Here is a 17,379-nt window from a genome sequence, read left to right as displayed (position 1 = left end):
GTCGTCACGCCTGGGCCCAAGAGCCCGTAGCTCAGATTGGCGCTCGCACCAACCTCCAAGCGATCAGCCGAACGGAATCGTGGGCCGTCTGCGACGAGCCCGTATGCATGAGCCTGGTAAGATGATCGCTACGCCGGAACCTAGAGGGAAATCCTGCGATGAGCATGTTGGGCGTCGATATCTCTAAGGACACGTTCCACTGCTGCTTGCAACGCGGCGAGAAGCGCAGTGAGGCGAGTTTTGAGAACACGCGAACCGGCTTCAGAAAGCTTCGCAGTTGGTTGCGCACGCATCGCGCCCACGAGGTTCATGTGTGCATGGAGTCAACCGGGCCGTATTGGCGCCACTTAGCGGCGAACTTGCACAAAGCGAAAATCCGGGTGAGCGTGGTGAACCCGACGCGTACGGCATATTTTGCGAAGAGCCGTTTGCTGCGGACCAAGACCGATGCGGTCGACGCTCGAATGCTGGCCCAATTCTGCGCCTCCGAGCGCCCCGCGCTCTGGGAGCCTGATAGCGACGAAATCCTGTCCCTGCGCGGTTTGCTGGCGTATCGCGACCAGCTCATCGCGCAGCGTATTGCCCTTACGCAGATCGTGCAATCCGTCGCCGTCGGAGCAACGCTGCTCAAAATGAACGAAACGCATCTGGTCGGTATCGCGGAGATGGTCAAGCAGATCGAGTCGCAGATCCAAGGTGTTCTTTGCTCGGATGTCACGCTAAGCCGGAACGCGCAGCTTCTTCAGACCATACCAGGCGTCGCGTCCTTGACAGCGGCAAACGTGCTTGCGGAGTTGCCGGTGCATCGGCTCCATAGTGCCAAAGCCGCAGCGGCGTATGCCGGCCTTACGCCGGCAGAGCGGCAGTCCGGGACCCCATGTGTCAGGATGATGTGGTACCAGCTCCCTCGGAAAAGTTCTGTTAAGCTGGGGCTGTCAGGAGCATACCATGAACCCACCCTCAAACGGTTCGCCGCCGTCGATTGAGCGTCGGCTCTCGATTGTCGAGACGCCGGTTCAGCGGCCGACGCGACGTCGCTTCTCGGTCGCCGAAAAGGCGCGTATTGTGAACGATGCTGATGCCTGCGAGTCGGGTACGGTCGGTGCGTTCTTGCGCCGCGAAGGCATCTACTCTTCGCAGCTGTACGCATGGCGCAAGGAGCGCGATCGCGGCGATTACGATCCAAAGGAAATTAAGGCCCGAGCTCTCGATCGTAAGGAAGCCGAATCGCTCAAGAAAACGAACCACGAGCAAGACATTGAGATACGCAGGTTGCAACGCAAGATCGCGCGCTTGGAGCTTCTCGAAGACATCCGAAAAAAAGCAGCGGGGCTCTTGAACATCGAGTACAAGAGCCCCGAGTTCGACGACCTGGACGACTGATCGATGTTGCGCTCGAGCTGTGCGCAACGGCACCCGAACGCGCGACGTGCCTTGCGCTCGGCGTGAGCCGCTCGACGTTACGTCGGCGGCGCAAACCCGCAGGCGAGCGCGCGCTGCTCAAGATGATCGCGCGCCGCAACGCATTGAGCGAAGCCGAGCGCCGGTATGTCGCGGCGGTGTTGTGCTGCGAGCGATTTGCAGACCTTGCCGTGCCGCAAGTCTTCACGCGCCTGCTCGACGAGGGAACGTATATGTGTTCGGTAAGCACGATGTATCGCATCCTACGAGCAAACGCGCAAGTCCGCGAACGGCGGCGTCTTGTGCGCCATCCCGCGCATGAGAAGCCACGCCTGGTTGCTAACGCGCCGCGACAAGTCTTGACGTGGGATATCACCAAGTTGCCGAGTTCCGTCAAGGGCGTGTACTTTTCGTTGCTCGTGATGATCGACATCTTCAGCCGATACGTCGTCGGCTGGACCATCGTGCGGCGTGCCAACGCCGAGATCGCGGCGGAATTCATTCGTGCGACGCTCCTGCGCGACGGAACTTGTCAAGTAATTTGATACCAGCAGGTTGCGGGAGTTTGTGAGCATCTTGGTCATGCGGCGATGTCGGCAGCCTTCGACTCGTTGATCCAGACTTGGCTCGGAATTGTTGCGAGTTTTGGCGCGCCAGCGGCAAAGCGATGCCCCCCGTGTCAAGATAGAGTGGTACCGGTAGCATAGGGAGTTTTTTGTACAACGTTCGTCGCAGCAGCAGAGCTGTGGATAACGGGGATACTGTGGAAAACATCCGGAACGATGCAAAGCACGCGGGGGCGAGAAAGTCCTGCAACAGATGCAGTCCTCGAACGGAACCGTTTCAACGGAAATCAAGGCAACCAGTTCACCCCAAAAACCTCAGCGACGTCGGTTCTCCGCCGCCGAGAAGCTGCGCATCGTGCGCGAGGCTGATGCGCGTCCAGCCGGCACGATCGGAGCGTTTCTCCGGCGCGAAGGTATTTACTCATCGCAGCTCTATGCCTGGCGAAGGCAGCGCGATCAAGGCGACCTCGATCCAGGTGCGGTGCGCCAACGTGCAAAAGCCAAAATGCAAGCCGACGAGGTTGCGCAGCGGCTCAAAGAACTCGAGCGGGAAAACCGGAAACTCCGTCGCCAGTTGGCGCGCGCCGAGCTCATAAACGATATCCAAAAAAAATTTGCGGGGCTCCTGGGCGTCGATCTGGAGAGCCCCGAGACGAACGAGAACGCAGAATGAGTGCGGCGCTGGAACTTGCCCACGAGATTCCGCAGCGCGCGTTGTGCACTGCAGCGGGCATCAGCCGCTCGACGCTGCGGCGCCGCCTAAACGGCACGCCGGAACGACTTCCGTCCGTGATCTCGCGCCGGCGCTCGAGAAGAGCACTGAGCGAACACGAGCAAGCTGAGGTGCTCGCGGTGCTGCATGGCGAGCGGTTTGCCGATCGCGCGCCGGCGACGATCCACGCGACCTTGCTGGACGAAGGTATCTACCTGTGCTCGGTGAGCACGATGTACCGCCTGCTGCGAGCAAACGCGGAGGTGCGCGAACGTCGCCGTATTGCACGTCATCCGGAGTACCGTAAGCCCGAACTGGTGGCCACCGGTCCGCGTCAAGTTTTCTCGTGGGATATCACGAAGCTGCGCGGCCCGCACCCGGGTGAGTGGTTCTCGCTGCTGGTGATGCTCGACATCTTCAGCCGGTTTGTCGTCGGCTGGATGCTCGTGCATCGGGCCAACGCCGAACTCGCACGGCACTTCATCGCGCAGACGCTGGAACGTGAAGGCATCCAGCCCGGGCACGCGATCGTTCACGCCGATCGCGGCGCGGAGATGACGGCGCAACCCGTGTGCGCCCTGATGGACAAGCTCGGCGTCGTACGTTCGCACAGCCGTCCGCACGTTAGCGACGATAACCCCTTCTCGGAGTCCCAGTTCCGCACGCTGAAGTACCATCCCGAATTCCCCGATCGATTTGGGTCGTTTGAGCACGGGCACGATTTCGTTGGTGAGTTCATGACCTGGTACAACAACGAGCACCGGCACTCCGGAATCGCGATGCTGACGCCGGCAATGGTGCATCACGGCCAGGCGGACCGCGTGCTCGCCGCCAGACACGACGTGATGCTCGCGGCTTACCGCGCCAAACCGGAACGATTCATCGGCGGATCGCCAAAGCGGATCGTGTTACCGCCCGCGGTGTGGATAAATCCGCCCGCTCACGACGGGGTCGCCGTGTAGGCGCTCACAAAAAGCAGATGACTAACAGGACCAAACACCTTGACAGATTCCGATGCGGCTGCAACGCATAAGCAGCGATCATCGTCTTGTGACGCGAGTCAAGTCCCAAATCTGCTGTAATTCCGGTTCGTCGATCGCGTAAGTTAGGCTGCTCGTCTGTCTCGTTTTACGGCGGCCGGCTTGGCCACCGTCGTTGCTTTCCATTCGAAGTATTCGGTCATGTCGAAGTAGGCTCGGCCTAACCATTCGTCGTTTTGCTCGGAGAGTAACGCGCCGACCATGCGAATCGCTGCGGCGTCGTTTGGGAAAATGCGAATGACTTTCTCCCGGCGACGAATCTCTTCATTGAGCCGCTCTTGCATGTTGCTCGTGCGCAGTCGCCGGCGATATTTCTCCGGCAGCGGCAAGATCGCAAGCATGTCTTCGAACGCTCCTTCCAAGCACACGCACGACTTGGGCGCCGTTTCTGCGAAGCGGGCCATGAATTCCGCATATCGACGCTCGGCCTCTTTGCGATCAGTTGCGAGGAAGATCAGCCGAGCTGCAGCGGTTACGTTTTCCCGTTCTTTCTTGGGCGCGTGATCGAGCAAGTTCTTCATCACGTGGAACTGGCAACGCTGCCACGTCGCGCCGACGAATTGCTTGGCGATCGCCGGCCGAGTCCCTATAATTGATGTAAATTGAGCGGGCGGGTAGCCACCGCCCCGGTTCGAAGATTGACGTTGTTCAACACCTCAATCGAAAGGACCGGAACGGTGGCCGATTACGATCTTACCCTATCCCGCGACGCGATTCCAGCTTTGCTCGATCAGCCGGCAGCGCTCGGCAAACTCGTCGAAGTGATTCTCAACCAAGTGCTCGAGGCACAGATGCGCGATCATCTGGGCGCCGAGCGGTACGAACGCTGTCAAGAACGGGAGGGCTATCGGAATGGGTATCGCGATCGACAGCTCTCGACCCGCGTCGGATCGCTGGTCCTGCGCGTGCCGCAAACGCGCGACGGCAGCTTCTCAACCGACATCTTTGAGCGTTATCGCCGCAGCGAACAAGCCTTTGTCGTGGGCCTGATGGAGATGGTCGTCAACGGCGTCTCGACGCGGAAGGTCACGCGGATAACCGAAGGCCTCTGCGGGACGTCGTTTTCGAAATCGACGGTAAGTCGCCTTACGAAGGCACTCAACGAACCGGTCGCGGGATTCTTGAATCGCCGGCTCGACGCAGCGTACCCATTCATCATCGTTGACGCGCTCTTCACGAAGGTGCGCACCGACAAGAGCGTCGTCAGCAAAGCGCTGCTCATCGCGAGCGGCATTCGTGCTGACGGATACCGCGAGATCCTTGGTCTTTCGATCGGCGATTCGGAGAGCTTTGCGACGTGGAACGAGTTCTTTCGCGGCCTCAAAGCACGCGGCTTGCACGGCGTCGACGTTGCCGTCTCCGACAATCACTCGGGCTTACGCGAGGCGATCGCCAAGCAATTCGTCGGCGCGACATGGCAGCGCTGCCAGTTCCACGTGATGAAGAACTTGCTCGATCACGCGCCCAAGAAAGAACGCGAAAACGTAACCGCTGCAGCTCGGCTGATCTTTCTCGCAACTGATCGCAAAGAGGCTGAGCGTCGATATGCGGAATTCATGGCCCGCTTCGCAGAAACAGCGCCGAAGTCGTGCGTGTGCTTGGAAGGAGCGTTCGAAGACATGTTTGCGATCTTGCCGCTGCCGGAGAAATATCGCCGGCGACTGCGCACGAGCAACATGCAAGAGCGGCTCAATGAAGAGATTCGTCGCCGGGAGAAAGTCATTCGCATCTTCCCAAACGACGCCGCGGCGATTCGCATGGTCGGCGCGCTACTCTCCGAGCAAAACGACGAATGGTTAAGCCGAGCCTACTTCGACATGACCGAATACTTCGAATGGAAAGCAACGACGGTGGCCAAGCCGGCCGCCGTAAAACGAGACAGACGAGCAGCCTAACTAACGCGATCGACGAACCGGAATTACAGCAGATTTGGGACTTGACTCCGATCGCCTCGCGTAAGCCCGAGTGATTGTCGGAGACGGCAACGTCGACGCCGTGCAAGCCGCGTGCTTTGAGGCCGCAAAAGAACTCGTTCCACGTCGCAAAGCTCTCCGAATCGCCGATCGAAAGACCAAGGATTTCTCGGTATCCGTCAGCACGAATGCCGCTCGCGATGAGCAGCGCTTTGCTGACGACGCTCTTGTCGGTGCGCACCTTCGTAAAGAGCGCGTCAACGATGATGAATGGGTACGCTGCGTCGAGCCGGCGATTCAAGAATCCCGCGACCGGCTCGTCGAGTGCCTTCGTAAGGCGACTTACCGTCGATTTCGAAAACGACGTCCCACACAGACCTTCGGTTATCCGCGTGACCTTCCGCGTCGAGACGCCGTTGACGACCATCTCCATCAGGCCCACGACGAAGGCTTGTTCGCTGCGGCGATAACGCTCGAAGATGTCGGTTGAGAAGCTGCCGTCGCGCGTCTGCGGCACGCGCAGGACCAGCGAGCCGACGCGGGTCGAGAGCTGTCGATCGCGATACCCATTTCGATAGCCCTCCCGTTCTTCACAGCGCTCGTACCGCTCGGCGCCCAGATGATCGCGCATCTGTGCCTCGAGCACTTGGTTGAGAATCACTTCGACGAGTTTGCCGAGCGCCGCCGGCTGATCAAGCAAAGCTGGAATCGCGTCGCGGGATAGGGTAAGATCGTAATCGGCCACCGTTTCGGTCCTTTCGATTGAGGTGTTGAACAACGTCAATCTTCGAACCGGGGCGGTGGCTACCCGCCCGCTCAATTTACATCAATTATACGGACTCGGCCGTGACGCGCGGCGAGGATGGCTTCGCCCTGATCGAAGTGTACCGCCGCCGGCGTCAACATCGCAATTCCCGAATGGCGATGCTCGTTGTTGTACCACATAAAGTACGGCGAGCAGAACGCGTACGAGTCCTCAAGCGATCCGAACGCCGATGGAAACGTCGGCTGGTACTTCAGCGTCTTGAACGACGATTCGATGAACGGATTGTCGTCGCTCACGCGCGGGCGGCTATAGGATCGCGCGACGCCCATCTTGTCGAGAAGATCACACACTGGCTGCGCGGTCATCTCGGTTCCGCGATCGCTGTGAACGACGGCTTGTCGCGGCTCGATTCCTTCGCGCAGGAGCGTCGCACGAATGAATTCCGCCGCGATCTCGGCGTTGGCACGCCGCACGATGGTCCAGCCGACGACGTATCGGCTGAAGATGTCGATCATCACGAGCAACGAAAAGTACACGCCCTTGACGGAACTCGGCAACTTGGTGATATCCCACGTCAAGACTTGTCGCGGCGCGTTAGCAACCAGGCGTGGCTTCTCATGCGCGGGATGGCGCGCAAGACGCCGCCGTTCGCGGACTTGCGCGTTTGCTCGTAGGATGCGATACATCGTGCTTACCGAACACAGATACGTTCCCTCGTCGAGCAGGCGCGTGAAGACTTGCGGCACGGCAAGGTCTGCAAATCGCTCGCAGCACAACACCGCCGCGACATACCGGCGCTCGGCTTCGCTCAATGCGTTGCGGCGCGCGATCGTCTTGAGCAGCGCGCGCTCGCCTGCGGGTTTGCGCCGCCGACGTAACGTCGAGCGGCTCACGCCGAGCGCAAGGCACGTCGCGCGTTCGGGTGCCGTTGCGCACAGCTCGAGCGCAACATCGATCAGTCGTCCAGGTCGTCGAACTCGGGGCTCTTGTACTCGATGTTCAAGAGCCCCGCTGCTTTTTTTCGGATGTCTTCGAGAAGCTCCAAGCGCGCGATCTTGCGTTGCAACCTGCGTATCTCAATGTCTTGCTCGTGGTTCGTTTTCTTGAGCGATTCGGCTTCCTTACGATCGAGAGCTCGGGCCTTAATTTCCTTTGGATCGTAATCGCCGCGATCGCGCTCCTTGCGCCATGCGTACAGCTGCGAAGAGTAGATGCCTTCGCGGCGCAAGAACGCACCGACCGTACCCGACTCGCAGGCATCAGCATCGTTCACAATACGCGCCTTTTCGGCGACCGAGAAGCGACGTCGCGTCGGCCGCTGAACCGGCGTCTCGACAATCGAGAGCCGACGCTCAATCGACGGCGGCGAACCGTTTGAGGGTGGGTTCATGGTATGCTCCTGACAGCCCCAGCTTAACAGAACTTTTCCGAGGGAGCTGGTACCACATCATCCTGACACATGGGGCGAAGGAATCGAGCCGCGACAAGCCGTCGTTCACAGCGATCGCGGAACCGAGATGACCGCGCAGCCAGTGTGTGATCTTCTCGACAAGATGGGCGTCGCGCGATCCTATAGCCGCCCGCGCGTGAGCGACGACAATCCGTTCATCGAATCGTCGTTCAAGACGCTGAAGTACCAGCCGACGTTTCCATCGGCGTTCGGATCGCTTGAGGTGTACTAGCTACTATGTGATCTGACAGTCGTACGATCTTGCGGTAGTGTCAGATAGGTTGGGTTTCAGTCTAAGCGATCTGTTTCTCTTTCGCAAGGGAGACACTGTCGACGAATGTCTGCATCGGCGTCTTGCCGTAGCACCAGCGTCCTTGATGCGGACGCTGCGTGTTGTACTCCTCGGTCCACGCATCGAGGTCCCGCTGCAGTTGCTCGAGCGACGTGTAGATCGTCTTGCGAAACGCGATCCGATAAAACTCATCAAGCATCGTTTTGTGAAAACGCTCGACGATGCCGTTGGTCTGCGGATGGCGTGCCTTCGTTCGGGTGTGGTCGATGTCTTCGATCGCCAGGTAGAGCTCGTACGGATGTCCCTCACGCCCGCAAAACTCCGTGCCGCGGTCGGTCAGGATCCGTTGCAACGTAATCCCGTACTCTTCGTATAGCGGTAACACGCGATCGTTGAGCAGGTCGGCCGCAGTGATTGGTGTCTTGTCCAAATAGAGCTTCGCGACGCCCACCTTCGCATAGGTGTCGATGAAGGTCTGCTGGTAGATGCGGCCGACGCCCTTCATCGTCCCAACGAAGAAGGTGTCCTGCGCGCCGCAGTAGCCGGGGCACTCACTCTCGAACTCGCCGTGCGCTTCTTTCTCGAGCTTGGCACGCTCCAGCGCGACGACTTGCGCCTCAGTCAGGACGAGCCCATCTTGGGCGCTCTTTGCTTCCAGCGCTTTGAGCCGTTTCTTCATCGTCTCAAGATCGTGTCGCAGCCACACCCCGCGAAGTCCCGCCGGCGACATACGCATCCCACGCTTGGCGAGCTCGTTCGCTGCGCGCACTTGACCGTACGCAGGGAACTCGATCGCAAGATCGACAATCGCATCCTCGACTTCGGGAGCAATGCGGTTCTTGAGGTTCGGCTTTCGCTTGGTGATCTCGGCCAAGGCCAGATCGCCGCCCGTCTCGTAGAGGTCTTTGAAACGGTAGAAGCTATCACGGCTGTAACCCATCACGCGGCAGGCTTCAGTCACATTTCCGAGCTGCTTGCCGAGCTGGAGTAGGCCCACTTTCGCCTTGATGACTTTTCGGTCGCTGTTCATGGATGGCTCCTCAGGAGGATTCACCACCGGTATTCGACAACCGTCAGATCAAATCCTGACTTCTACACTTGAGGACTCGTACGCGTTCTGCTCGCCGTACTTTATGTGGTACAACAACGAGCATCGCCATTCGGGAATTGCGATGTTGACGCCGGCGGCGGTACACTTCAGTCAAGTCCCAAATCTGCTGTAATTCCGGTTCGTCGATCGCGTAAGTTAGGCTGCTCGTCTGTCTCGTTTTACGGCGGCCGGCTTGGCCACCGTCGTTGCTTTCCATTCGAAGTATTCGGTCATGTCGAAGTAGGCTCGGCTTAACCATTCGTCGTTTTGCTCGGAGAGTAACGCGCCGACCATGCGAATCGCTGCGGCGTCGTTTGGGAAAATGCGAATGACTTTCTCCCGGCGACGAATCTCTTCATTGAGCCGCTCTTGCATGTTGCTCGTGCGCAGTCGCCGACGATATTTCTCCGGCAGCGGCAAGATCGCAAACATGTCTTCGAACGCTCCTTCCAAGCACACGCACGACTTGGGCGCCGTTTCTGCGAAGCGGGCCATGAATTCCGCATATCGACGCTCGGCCTCTTTGCGATCAGTTGCGAGGAAGATCAGCCGAGCTGCAGCGGTTACGTTTTCGCGTTCTTTCTTGGGCGCGTGATCGAGCAAGTTCTTCATCACGTGGAACTGGCAACGCTGCCATGTCGCGCCGACGAATTGCTTGGCGATCGCCTCGCGTAAGCCCGAGTGATTGTCGGAGACGGCAACGTCGACGCCGTGCAAGCCGCGTGCTTTGAGGCCGCGAAAGAACTCGTTCCACGTCGCAAAGCTCTCCGAATCGCCGATCGAAAGACCAAGGATCTCGCGGTATCCGTCAGCACGAATGCCGCTCGCGATGAGCAGCGCTTTGCTGACGACGCTCTTGTCGGTGCGCACCTTCGTGAAGAGCGCGTCAACGATGATGAACGGGTACGCCGCGTCGAGCCGGCGATTCAAGAATCCCGCGACCGGCTCGTCAAGGGCCTTCGCGAGGCGACTGACCGTCGACTTCGAAAACGACGTCCCACACAGACCTTCGGTTATCCGCGTGACCTTCCGCGTCGAGACGCCGTTGACGACCATCTCCATCAGGCCCACGACAAAGGCTTGTTCGCTGCGGCGATAACGCTCAAAGATGTCGGTTGAGAAGCTGCCGTCGCGCGTCTGCGGCACGCGCAGGACCAGCGATCCGACGCGGGTCGAGAGCTGTCGATCGCGATACCCATTCCGATAGCCCTCCCGTTCTTGACAGCGTTCGTACCGCTCGGCGCCCAGATGATCGCGCATCTGCGCCTCGAGCACTTGGTTCAAAATCGTTTCGACGAGCTTCCCGAGCGCCGCAGGTTGATCGAGCAACGCTGGAATCGCGTCGCGGGATAGGGTAAGATCGTAATCGGCCACCGTTCCGGTCCTTTCGATTGAAGTGTTGTCAACGTCAATCTTCGAACCGGAGCGGTGGCTACCCGCCCGCTGAATTTACATCAATTATAGGGACTCTGCCGTACACTTCGGTCAGGGCGAAGCCATCCTCGCCGCGCGTCACAAGACGATGATCGCTGCTTATGCGTTGCAGCCGCATCGCTTTGCCGCTGGCGCGCCAAAACTCGCAACAATTCCGAGCCAAGTCTGGATCAACGAGTCGAAGGCTGCCGACATCGCCGCATGACCAAGATGCTCACAAACTCCCGCAACCTGCTGGTATCAAATTACTTGACAAGTTCCGGGACCTCGGTGAAGGGCAAGCCGCGCATTTGCAAGACAGGCAACGCGAAGCTCCGGCGGGCACTCTACATGGCTGCCCTGACGGCAAAGCGCAAAGTCCCGGCCTTCAAGGAGCTCGCCGATCGCCTCGAAGCGCGCGGTAAGAGCGGCAAGCAAATCATCGTGGCGGTGATGCACAAGCTCGTGCGCCTGGCTTACTCGCTACTCAAGAATCAGCGGCCCTATCAACCGGTATCGGCTTGACGGCGGACACGGAATCTGAGCTTGTCGAAGCGCAGCAAAAAGAGAGCCCGGAGCGTTTGCTCCGGGCTCTTTTGTCATGTGTTTCAGCTGCGTTCGCGCGAGACGAGGCGCAGGTAGCGGCGCGGCTCGAACGACCCGTCGGCGTCGATGCGACGAAACGCTTCCTCGCGGATTGCGCCGGCGAGTTCGCGGCGCTGCTTCATCGCCGCTTCGAGTTCGCGGAAGGCGCGTTCGAACTCGTCGCCGTCGAGCGCGGCGATCTGCTTTTTCAGCCGATCGATCTGGTTGCCGAGTTGACCCTGCAGCTGCTGACTGACCTCGCGCTCGGTTTGGTGGATCCGGTTGAGAAGCGCGTTGAGTTCTTCGACGGTCGGCAGGCCGAACGCGGCGCGCGAAGGCTCGTGGCTGGGGGGAGCAGCGGCGCGGATCGTGCGCGGTTTGTTGGTGGGGCGCGGCGCGTCGAAGTCGGGATAGAGGCGGATGATTGACTTGATGCGCTGAGGCCCTTTGGGTGACTGCAGCCCCTCGGCGATCCCGGCCATGATCAGTCGCGACCGTAGTGCCGTATCGTTGATCACCCGCAGATGCTGCGGGTCGACCCCGATCGGACGACGGTGCTGGCCGTGAAAATCTTCGTCACGTGCCGGCGGGAGACTCATCGCTTTCTCCCAGAGCCCGGCGCGTGCGCTTCGAGTTGCGTTCACCTCCTCCGGAGTTACGTTAACGGTTACACGTCACCTGCGAGGCCCGGGCCGCCTTCAAGTAATTCCGCGTTGGTGATCAACCGCTCTCCGGAGAGCATCCCCGTGTCGTCGGCCGCGATGACGGCGTCGTCGTGGTCGTCGCCGGGATCCGGCGTCCTGTCGTCGTTCATACGGTCTCTGTTCCCCGATGGGTACGACCGAACCGGAGCAACGCGCTCCGGGGAGGCCGCAATGCCGGACAAGGGAGACCAGGGCGACTTCGCCCCGGTTGCCGTCGACGCTGAAACGCTCGCCGCGCAAAGCGCAGAACACCTACGAGAAAACGCTCGAGCACGCCGAAGCCGAGTACGGCGGCGACGAGGAACGCGCACATCGCGTTGCCTGGTCGGCGGTGAAGCACTCGTTCGAGCGCGTCGGCGACCACTGGGAAGCGAAGGCCGAACGCGGTCCTTCCGACCCGCGCGCCGAGCAGGGCGGCCCCGATGCCGACGCTCCGGCGTTCGGCGGCGTGGACATGGAGGGCAAGACGAAGGAGCAGCTCCTGGCCGAAGCGCGCGAACTCGGCGCGCAGCCCACCTCGCACATGACGAAAGCCGAGATCGCCGACACGATCGCGAAAGCGATCCATCGCCAGGATCGCAAGCGGCGGGAGCGATCGTAACGCGTCCGGAATTGCGGGCCGCGATGTTCCTCCGTATTCTTCCATTGGTTGCCGCCGCGCTCGTGCTTGCCCCGACCGCGCCGGCCGGGGCGGTCGCGCCGTTCGCCTTCGACACGACGCCCGGGCGCTTGCCCAAGACGATCGTCCCGAAAGACTACACCATCACGATTGTCCCCGATGCGAGCGCCAAGCGCTTCACCGGCACCGAATCCGTTGTGCTCGACGCGCGCACGCCCACCGACCGCATCGTGCTCAACACGCTCGACCTCACCATCGCGAAGGCGACGCTCGACGGACGGCCGCTGACGGTACGCACGGAAAACGACAAGCAGCTCACCACGTTCGCGCTGCACGCACCCATGCGGGCGGGCGCGCACGTCCTCGCGGTGCAGTACGCGGGAGCGATCGGCGAGGCGCCGGCGGGCCTGTTCGCGCAAGACTATCGCCGTCGCGACGGCACGACGGCGCGCATGCTCTCGACGCAGTTCGAAGCCACCGACGCGCGCCGCATGTTCCCCAGTTGGGACGAGCCCGCGTTCCGCGCGACGTTTCAGCTCACGGTGACGCTCCCCGCGGCGTGGAACGCCGTGTCGAACACGCCGCCGGTCGCTCGTCGCGTGCACGGCGCCGTCTCGACGACGACGTTCGCACGCACTCCGCGAATGCCGTCGTATCTCGTCGTGCTCTCGGCGGGCGATCTCGCGTCGATCGGCGGCGCCGGGCCCGACGGCGTGAAACAGAACGTGTGGGCGGTGCGCGGCAGCGAGGAGCAGGGCCGCTACACGCTCGAGAGCGCCGAACGGATTCTCACCTACTATGACGACTACTTCGGCGTGAAGTTTCCGTTGCCGAAACTCGACCACATCGCGATCCCCGGCGGCTTCGGTGGCGCGATGGAAAACTGGGGCGGCATCACCTACAACCAGGACATCATCCTGCATCCGCCCAGCGCGACGGTCGGACAGCGTGAGGACGGCTTCAGCGTCGTCGCCCACGAGATGGCGCACCAATGGAACGGCGACCTGGTCACGATGGGCTGGTGGGACGACATCTGGCTCAACGAAAGCTTCGCGTCGTGGATGTCGGCGAAGGCGACCGAGCATTTCAACCCGTCGTGGCAGTGGGCTCAGCGCGAAGACGCTTCCAAGGAATCGGCGATGAACGCCGACGCACGGCTCGCGGCACATGCGATCCAGCAGCACGTCACCGACGAACTGCAGGCCGGAGCCTCGTTCGACTCAGAGATCACCTACGACAAGGGTCAAGCGTTCCTGCGCATGCTCGAGGCGTATCTCGGACCGCAGACGTTCCAGGCCGGCGTGCGCGCGTACATGCAGGCGCACAAATACTCGAACGCCACGACCGCGGATCTCTGGAACAGCCTCAGCGGTGCGAGCCGCAAGGACGTCGCCGCGCTTGCGAGCGCGTGGACGGAGCAACCGGGATTCCCGCTCGTCTCCGTAACGTCTGTATGCGACGCGTCGTCGGGAAATCGAACCGTCACCCTTGCGCAGCATCGTTTTCTGCTCGACGGCGACGACCCGGCCAACGAACTCTGGAACATTCCGGTCGCGATTGCGTCGGGAGCAGCCGGCACGCCGGAGTACGTCGTGCTCGCGACGGCGTCGCAGAGCGGGATCCCCGCCGGACGCTGCGGCGAACCGCTGCGCGTCAACGCGGGGAACGTCGGCTACTATCGCGTCGCCTACGACGCAGCGACGTTCGAGGTGAACCGCCGCGCGTTCGGAGCGCTTCCCGCCGCCGACAAGATTGCGATGCTCGACGATCAGTGGGCGCTCGCGCGATCCGGCCGCGTTCCGCTGACGGGGTATCTCGGGCTCGCGCGATCGATGGGGAGCGAGCGCGATGCGCGGGCGTGGGAGCAGATCGTCGGCGCGCTCGCGGCACTCGAACGCGACGCGCGCGGCACGCCCGATCACGACGCGGTGGCGGCCTATGGGCGCGCCCTGGTGAGCCCGCTCGCGGCGGCGCTCACGTGGGATGCCGTGCCGGGCGAATCGCCGGCGCTCGTCGATCTGCGCTCGACGGTGCTCGATGCGCTCGGCGATTGGAACGATCCCGCGACCGTCGCGGAAGCGCGACGCCGGTTTGCGGCGATGCAGGCGCCGAACGCAACGGCGACGCCGGAAGAACAGCGCCTCGTGCTGGCCATCGTTGCGACGAACGCCGATGCGGCGACATGGGAGCGAATCCACACGCTCGCCACGAGCGCGACGGACCCGGTGGTCGCCCGTCGATATCTCACGGCGCTGATGAGCGTGCGCGACCCGCAGCTTGCGCAGCGCGCGCTCGCGCTGACCCTGAGCGATGAGATCCCGCCGCAAGAGTTCGGGCTTCGAGCGCGCTACGTGGGAACCGTCGCGAACTGGAATCCGCAAGCGGCGTGGGCGTTCTATCGAGCCAACAGCGACAAGCTCCGGCGGAAGCAGTCATCGTTCGAGGCGATGATCGGCATCGCGCGGGGCGTGGCGGCGACGTATTGGCGTGCCGCGTCGCCGGACGAGCTCAACGCGTGGCTCACGGCGAAGCTCCCGTCACAGGCGGCACCGTACATCGCCCGGTCGATCGCAAGGGCTCGGTTTGACGTCGCGGTGAGCAAGCGTCTCGGCGAGCAAATGCACGCGATCCTCGCCGGCCGCCCCCCGGGGGCGGCCCGCTAGGGTTTTGAGGACGCGGATGCGAACGTATGTTCGTATCCGCCATGGCCCGCCAGCTCGCGCTCTTCGCCTCCGCCGCCAGTCCGACGATCCTGGTCGGCGACCGCGGCGACGTCACGTATATCCCGGAGTTCCTCGACCGTGAGATCGCCGACGCGTTGGTACGAGAGCTGAGCGCGGATACGCGGTGGCGTGCCGATTCGCGGCTGATGTACGGAAAGCGGGTGATGGTGCCGCGCGAGACGGCGGGTCGCGGGGAGAAGATGCCGCAGCCGTGGACGCCGACGCTCGAGCGCGTCCGCGCCGCGGTCGAACGCTACACGGGGACGCGCTACGACTACTGCTTCCTCAACCGCTATCGCGACGGACGCGATGCGGTTGCATGGCATGGTGACCGTGACGGATCGCGCGACGCGCGGCTGATCGTCGCGTCGCTTTCGCTGGGCGCGACGCGCACATTCCAACTGCGGCCGAAGAAAGACAGCGGCTTGCGCCACGATCCGGTGAGCGTCGAGGTGACCCACGGCGATCTGGTGATCATGCGCGGCGACACCCAACTGTACTGGGAGCACCGCGTTCCGCGCGACCCGCGGAGCACCGGCGAACGTCTCAACGTGACGTTCCGCCAGCATCGCGCGCGCGACGGCGAGATGCCGTCCGCGTCCGAGTTGCTCGCGTATGCGGACGACGCGATCGCGTCGCTGCGCTGACCGCGTCGTCCGCGTTCGCGTGTGCTACGCGACCGCCGCTGCCGGCTGGAACTGCGCTTCTTCGGTCGAGCCGGTCAGCGCGGTCGTCGACGACGTGCCGCCGCTGATCACGTTGGTCACCGCGTCAAAGTAGCCCGTCCCGACTTCGCGCTGATGGCGCGTCGCCGTGTAGCCCTTGCTTTCGCTGGCGAACTCGCGCTGCTGGAAGTCCGCGTACGCCGACATCCCGCGCTCGCGGTAGTCGTAGGCGAGTTCGAACATCGAGTGGTTGAGTGCGTGCCAGCCTGCGAGCGTGATGAACTGGAAGCGGTAGCCGTACGAGTAGAGGGTTTGTCGGAACGACGCGATCGTGTCTTCGTCGATCTTGAGCTTCCAGTTGAATGACGGCGAGCAATTGTACGCGAGCATCTTGCCCGGGAACTTGGCGTGGATGCCGTCGGCGAACGCCTTCGCTTCTTCGAGCGACGGATGGGAAGTTTCGCACCAGATCAGATCGCAGTACGGCGCGTACGCGATGCCGCGCGCGATCGCCTGATCGATGCCGGGCTTCACGCGGTAAAAGCCTTCGGCGGTGCGTTCGCCGGTGAGGAACGGCTTGTCGCGATCGTCGATGTCGGAGAGCAGAAGGTTCGCTGCGTCGGCGTCGGTGCGCGCGACGAGGACGGTCGGGACGTCGAGCACGTCCATCGCGAGCCGCGCGGCGATCAGGTTGCGGATCGCCTGCTGCGTGGGGATCAGCACTTTGCCTCCGAGGTGCCCGCATTTCTTCTCCGAGGCGAGCTGATCTTCGAGGTGCACGCCGGCAGCGCCGGAGGCGATCATCGCCTTGGTGAGTTCGAAGACGTTGAGCGGACCGCCGAAGCCGGCTTCCATATCGGCGACGATCGGCGCGAACCAATCGTTGCCGCTGCGGCCTTCGACGCTGTCGATCTGGTCGGCGCGCTGGAACGCGTTGTTGATGCGCTCGACGACCTTCGGCACCGAGTCGTACGGATACAGCGATTGGTCGGGATAGATCTGACCGGCGGTGTTCGCGTCGGCGGCAACTTGCCAGCCGGAGAGGTAGATCGCCTTCAGGCCGGCTTTCACGGCTTCGACGGCTTGGCCGCCGGTGAGGCACCCGAGTGCGGCGACGGGCTCGTTTTCCGCGAGGAGCGCGCGGAGTTTCTCCGCGCCGCGGCGCGCGAGCGTATGCTCGATGCGCACCGACCCGCGAAGGCGTGCGACATCGTCCGCCGAGTACGGCCGGTCCGGATCGGTCGCCGCCGTGACGTGTCCGTTCGAGTGACCGTTGGTGCGGGACGAGGGCTGTTCGAACACCGGGGCGCCTCCTACAAAAGTCGCATTGGATGGGAGCGTGATCGCCAATGGACGGCTTTTGCCGAGTATAGTCGCGGGCGGCGCATGGCGTACCAAGCCCGGACGCGAGCGGTGACATTGGCTGCGCGAGATGCGCGA

At 62.2% G+C, this 17,379-nt stretch carries 17 protein-coding genes and 3 pseudogenes; 11 read left to right on the top strand and 9 right to left on the bottom strand.

Annotation, left to right across the window (positions count from 1 at the left end; translation table 11 throughout):
* Positions 1-167 precede the first annotated feature (167 nt).
* The 5 genes from WPS_RS10780 to WPS_RS10760 all read left to right on the top strand — a co-directional run bounded on the left by WPS_RS10780 (position 168) and on the right by WPS_RS10760 (position 3,641).
* Positions 168-986 carry an IS110 family RNA-guided transposase gene (locus WPS_RS10780; protein WP_317994496.1) on the top strand — a complete coding sequence of 273 codons (819 nt, stop codon included), beginning with the start codon at positions 168-170 and terminating at the stop codon, positions 984-986.
* Positions 949-1,383 (top strand): transposase, encoded by a 435-nt coding sequence (locus tag WPS_RS10775; RefSeq protein WP_317994483.1) that lies wholly within the window; start codon positions 949-951, stop codon positions 1,381-1,383. The genes WPS_RS10780 and WPS_RS10775 overlap by 38 nt, the downstream gene beginning before the upstream one ends.
* 62 nt (positions 1,384-1,445) lie before the next feature.
* Complete coding sequence (locus WPS_RS10770) at positions 1,446-1,946, top strand: DDE-type integrase/transposase/recombinase (protein WP_317994495.1); 501 nt, start codon at positions 1,446-1,448, stop codon at positions 1,944-1,946.
* Between the two features lie 274 nt (positions 1,947-2,220).
* Positions 2,221-2,640 carry a transposase gene (locus WPS_RS10765; RefSeq protein ID WP_317994494.1) on the top strand — a complete coding sequence of 140 codons (420 nt, stop codon included), beginning with the start codon at positions 2,221-2,223 and terminating at the stop codon, positions 2,638-2,640.
* Positions 2,637-3,641: an IS3 family transposase gene (locus WPS_RS10760; protein ID WP_317994493.1), complete on the top strand. Its 1,005-nt coding sequence runs from the start codon at positions 2,637-2,639 to the stop codon at positions 3,639-3,641. Before WPS_RS10765 ends, WPS_RS10760 begins: the two co-directional genes overlap by 4 nt.
* 143 nt (positions 3,642-3,784) lie before the next feature.
* Here WPS_RS10760 and WPS_RS10755 read toward each other — a convergent pair.
* Positions 3,785-4,306: pseudogene (locus tag WPS_RS10755) on the bottom strand (transposase); the annotation flags it as partial.
* Between the two features lie 90 nt (positions 4,307-4,396).
* Here WPS_RS10755 and WPS_RS10750 point away from each other — a divergent pair.
* Positions 4,397-5,614 carry an IS256 family transposase gene (locus WPS_RS10750; protein ID WP_317994212.1) on the top strand — a complete coding sequence of 406 codons (1,218 nt, stop codon included), beginning with the start codon at positions 4,397-4,399 and terminating at the stop codon, positions 5,612-5,614.
* Positions 5,615-5,663: 49 nt separating this feature from the next.
* Here the strand turns inward: WPS_RS10750 and WPS_RS10745 are convergent.
* The 3 genes and pseudogenes from WPS_RS10745 to WPS_RS10735 all read right to left on the bottom strand — a co-directional run.
* A pseudogene (locus WPS_RS10745) lies at positions 5,664-6,377 on the bottom strand (IS256 family transposase); the annotation flags it as partial.
* A 71-nt stretch (positions 6,378-6,448) separates the two neighbouring features.
* Positions 6,449-7,336 (bottom strand): IS3 family transposase, encoded by an 888-nt coding sequence (locus tag WPS_RS10740; protein WP_317997531.1) that lies wholly within the window; start codon positions 7,334-7,336, stop codon positions 6,449-6,451.
* Positions 7,337-7,353: 17 nt separating this feature from the next.
* Complete coding sequence (locus WPS_RS10735) at positions 7,354-7,788, bottom strand: transposase (protein WP_317994483.1); 435 nt, start codon at positions 7,786-7,788, stop codon at positions 7,354-7,356.
* Positions 7,789-7,888: 100 nt separating this feature from the next.
* Here WPS_RS10735 and WPS_RS10730 point away from each other — a divergent pair.
* Positions 7,889-8,068 (top strand): annotated as a pseudogene (locus tag WPS_RS10730) (IS3-like element ISAar44 family transposase); the annotation flags it as partial.
* A 73-nt stretch (positions 8,069-8,141) separates the two neighbouring features.
* Here WPS_RS10730 and WPS_RS10725 read toward each other — a convergent pair.
* Positions 8,142-9,170 carry an IS481 family transposase gene (locus WPS_RS10725; protein WP_317994481.1) on the bottom strand — a complete coding sequence of 343 codons (1,029 nt, stop codon included), beginning with the start codon at positions 9,168-9,170 and terminating at the stop codon, positions 8,142-8,144.
* 216 nt (positions 9,171-9,386) lie between these two features.
* Positions 9,387-10,604 carry an IS256 family transposase gene (locus WPS_RS10715; protein ID WP_317994492.1) on the bottom strand — a complete coding sequence of 406 codons (1,218 nt, stop codon included), beginning with the start codon at positions 10,602-10,604 and terminating at the stop codon, positions 9,387-9,389.
* A 261-nt stretch (positions 10,605-10,865) separates the two neighbouring features.
* Here WPS_RS10715 and WPS_RS10710 point away from each other — a divergent pair, with 261 nt between their 5' ends.
* On the top strand, positions 10,866-11,168 hold the full coding sequence (locus tag WPS_RS10710) for a transposase (protein WP_317994491.1): 303 nt from the start codon (positions 10,866-10,868) through the stop codon (positions 11,166-11,168).
* Between the two features lie 83 nt (positions 11,169-11,251).
* On the opposite strand, the gene WPS_RS10705 is transcribed toward WPS_RS10710, so the two are convergent.
* Together WPS_RS10705 and WPS_RS10700 are read right to left on the bottom strand one after the other, a co-directional pair.
* The gene (locus WPS_RS10705; protein WP_317994490.1) at positions 11,252-11,827 is read right to left on the bottom strand and encodes a hypothetical protein; all 576 of its coding nucleotides are present in this window, start codon (positions 11,825-11,827) and stop codon (positions 11,252-11,254) included.
* 68 nt (positions 11,828-11,895) lie between these two features.
* On the bottom strand, positions 11,896-12,042 hold the full coding sequence (locus WPS_RS10700; RefSeq protein ID WP_317994489.1) for a hypothetical protein: 147 nt from the start codon (positions 12,040-12,042) through the stop codon (positions 11,896-11,898).
* A gap of 17 nt (positions 12,043-12,059) precedes the next feature.
* Between WPS_RS10700 and WPS_RS10695 the strand changes: the two genes are divergently transcribed.
* The 3 genes from WPS_RS10695 to WPS_RS10685 all read left to right on the top strand — a co-directional run bounded on the left by WPS_RS10695 (position 12,060) and on the right by WPS_RS10685 (position 15,921).
* The gene (locus WPS_RS10695) at positions 12,060-12,533 is read left to right on the top strand and encodes a ChaB family protein (protein WP_405054883.1); all 474 of its coding nucleotides are present in this window, start codon (positions 12,060-12,062) and stop codon (positions 12,531-12,533) included.
* A gap of 62 nt (positions 12,534-12,595) precedes the next feature.
* The gene (locus tag WPS_RS10690) at positions 12,596-15,214 is read left to right on the top strand and encodes a M1 family metallopeptidase (protein ID WP_317994487.1); all 2,619 of its coding nucleotides are present in this window, start codon (positions 12,596-12,598) and stop codon (positions 15,212-15,214) included.
* 41 nt (positions 15,215-15,255) lie between these two features.
* The gene (locus WPS_RS10685; protein WP_317994486.1) at positions 15,256-15,921 is read left to right on the top strand and encodes an alpha-ketoglutarate-dependent dioxygenase AlkB family protein; all 666 of its coding nucleotides are present in this window, start codon (positions 15,256-15,258) and stop codon (positions 15,919-15,921) included.
* A gap of 24 nt (positions 15,922-15,945) precedes the next feature.
* Here the strand turns inward: WPS_RS10685 and aceA are convergent, their stop codons facing one another.
* Positions 15,946-17,337: an isocitrate lyase gene (gene aceA, locus WPS_RS10680; protein WP_317994485.1), complete on the bottom strand. Its 1,392-nt coding sequence runs from the start codon at positions 17,335-17,337 to the stop codon at positions 15,946-15,948.
* Positions 17,338-17,379: the final 42 nt, after the last annotated feature.

Source organism: Vulcanimicrobium alpinum (genome assembly GCF_027923555.1).
Lineage (GTDB): Bacteria > Vulcanimicrobiota > Vulcanimicrobiia > Vulcanimicrobiales > Vulcanimicrobiaceae > Vulcanimicrobium > Vulcanimicrobium alpinum.
Note: the sequence above shows the minus strand (reverse complement) of the source record. Positions and strands in the feature narration are given on the sequence as shown.

Coding starts and splice junctions, on each gene's coding strand:
- WPS_RS10775 (WP_317994483.1), top strand. CDS start 949: ATGAACCCACCCTCAAACGGTTCGCCGCCGTCGATTGAGCGTCGGCTC.
- WPS_RS10765 (WP_317994494.1), top strand. CDS start 2,221: ATGCAGTCCTCGAACGGAACCGTTTCAACGGAAATCAAGGCAACCAGT.
- WPS_RS10760 (WP_317994493.1), top strand. CDS start 2,637: ATGAGTGCGGCGCTGGAACTTGCCCACGAGATTCCGCAGCGCGCGTTG.
- WPS_RS10735 (WP_317994483.1), bottom strand. CDS start 7,788: ATGAACCCACCCTCAAACGGTTCGCCGCCGTCGATTGAGCGTCGGCTC.
- WPS_RS10725 (WP_317994481.1), bottom strand. CDS start 9,170: ATGAACAGCGACCGAAAAGTCATCAAGGCGAAAGTGGGCCTACTCCAG.
- WPS_RS10710 (WP_317994491.1), top strand. CDS start 10,866: ATGACCAAGATGCTCACAAACTCCCGCAACCTGCTGGTATCAAATTAC.
- WPS_RS10705 (WP_317994490.1), bottom strand. CDS start 11,827: ATGAGTCTCCCGCCGGCACGTGACGAAGATTTTCACGGCCAGCACCGT.
- WPS_RS10700 (WP_317994489.1), bottom strand. CDS start 12,042: ATGAACGACGACAGGACGCCGGATCCCGGCGACGACCACGACGACGCC.
- WPS_RS10695 (WP_405054883.1), top strand. CDS start 12,060: ATGGGTACGACCGAACCGGAGCAACGCGCTCCGGGGAGGCCGCAATGC.
- WPS_RS10685 (WP_317994486.1), top strand. CDS start 15,256: ATGGCCCGCCAGCTCGCGCTCTTCGCCTCCGCCGCCAGTCCGACGATC.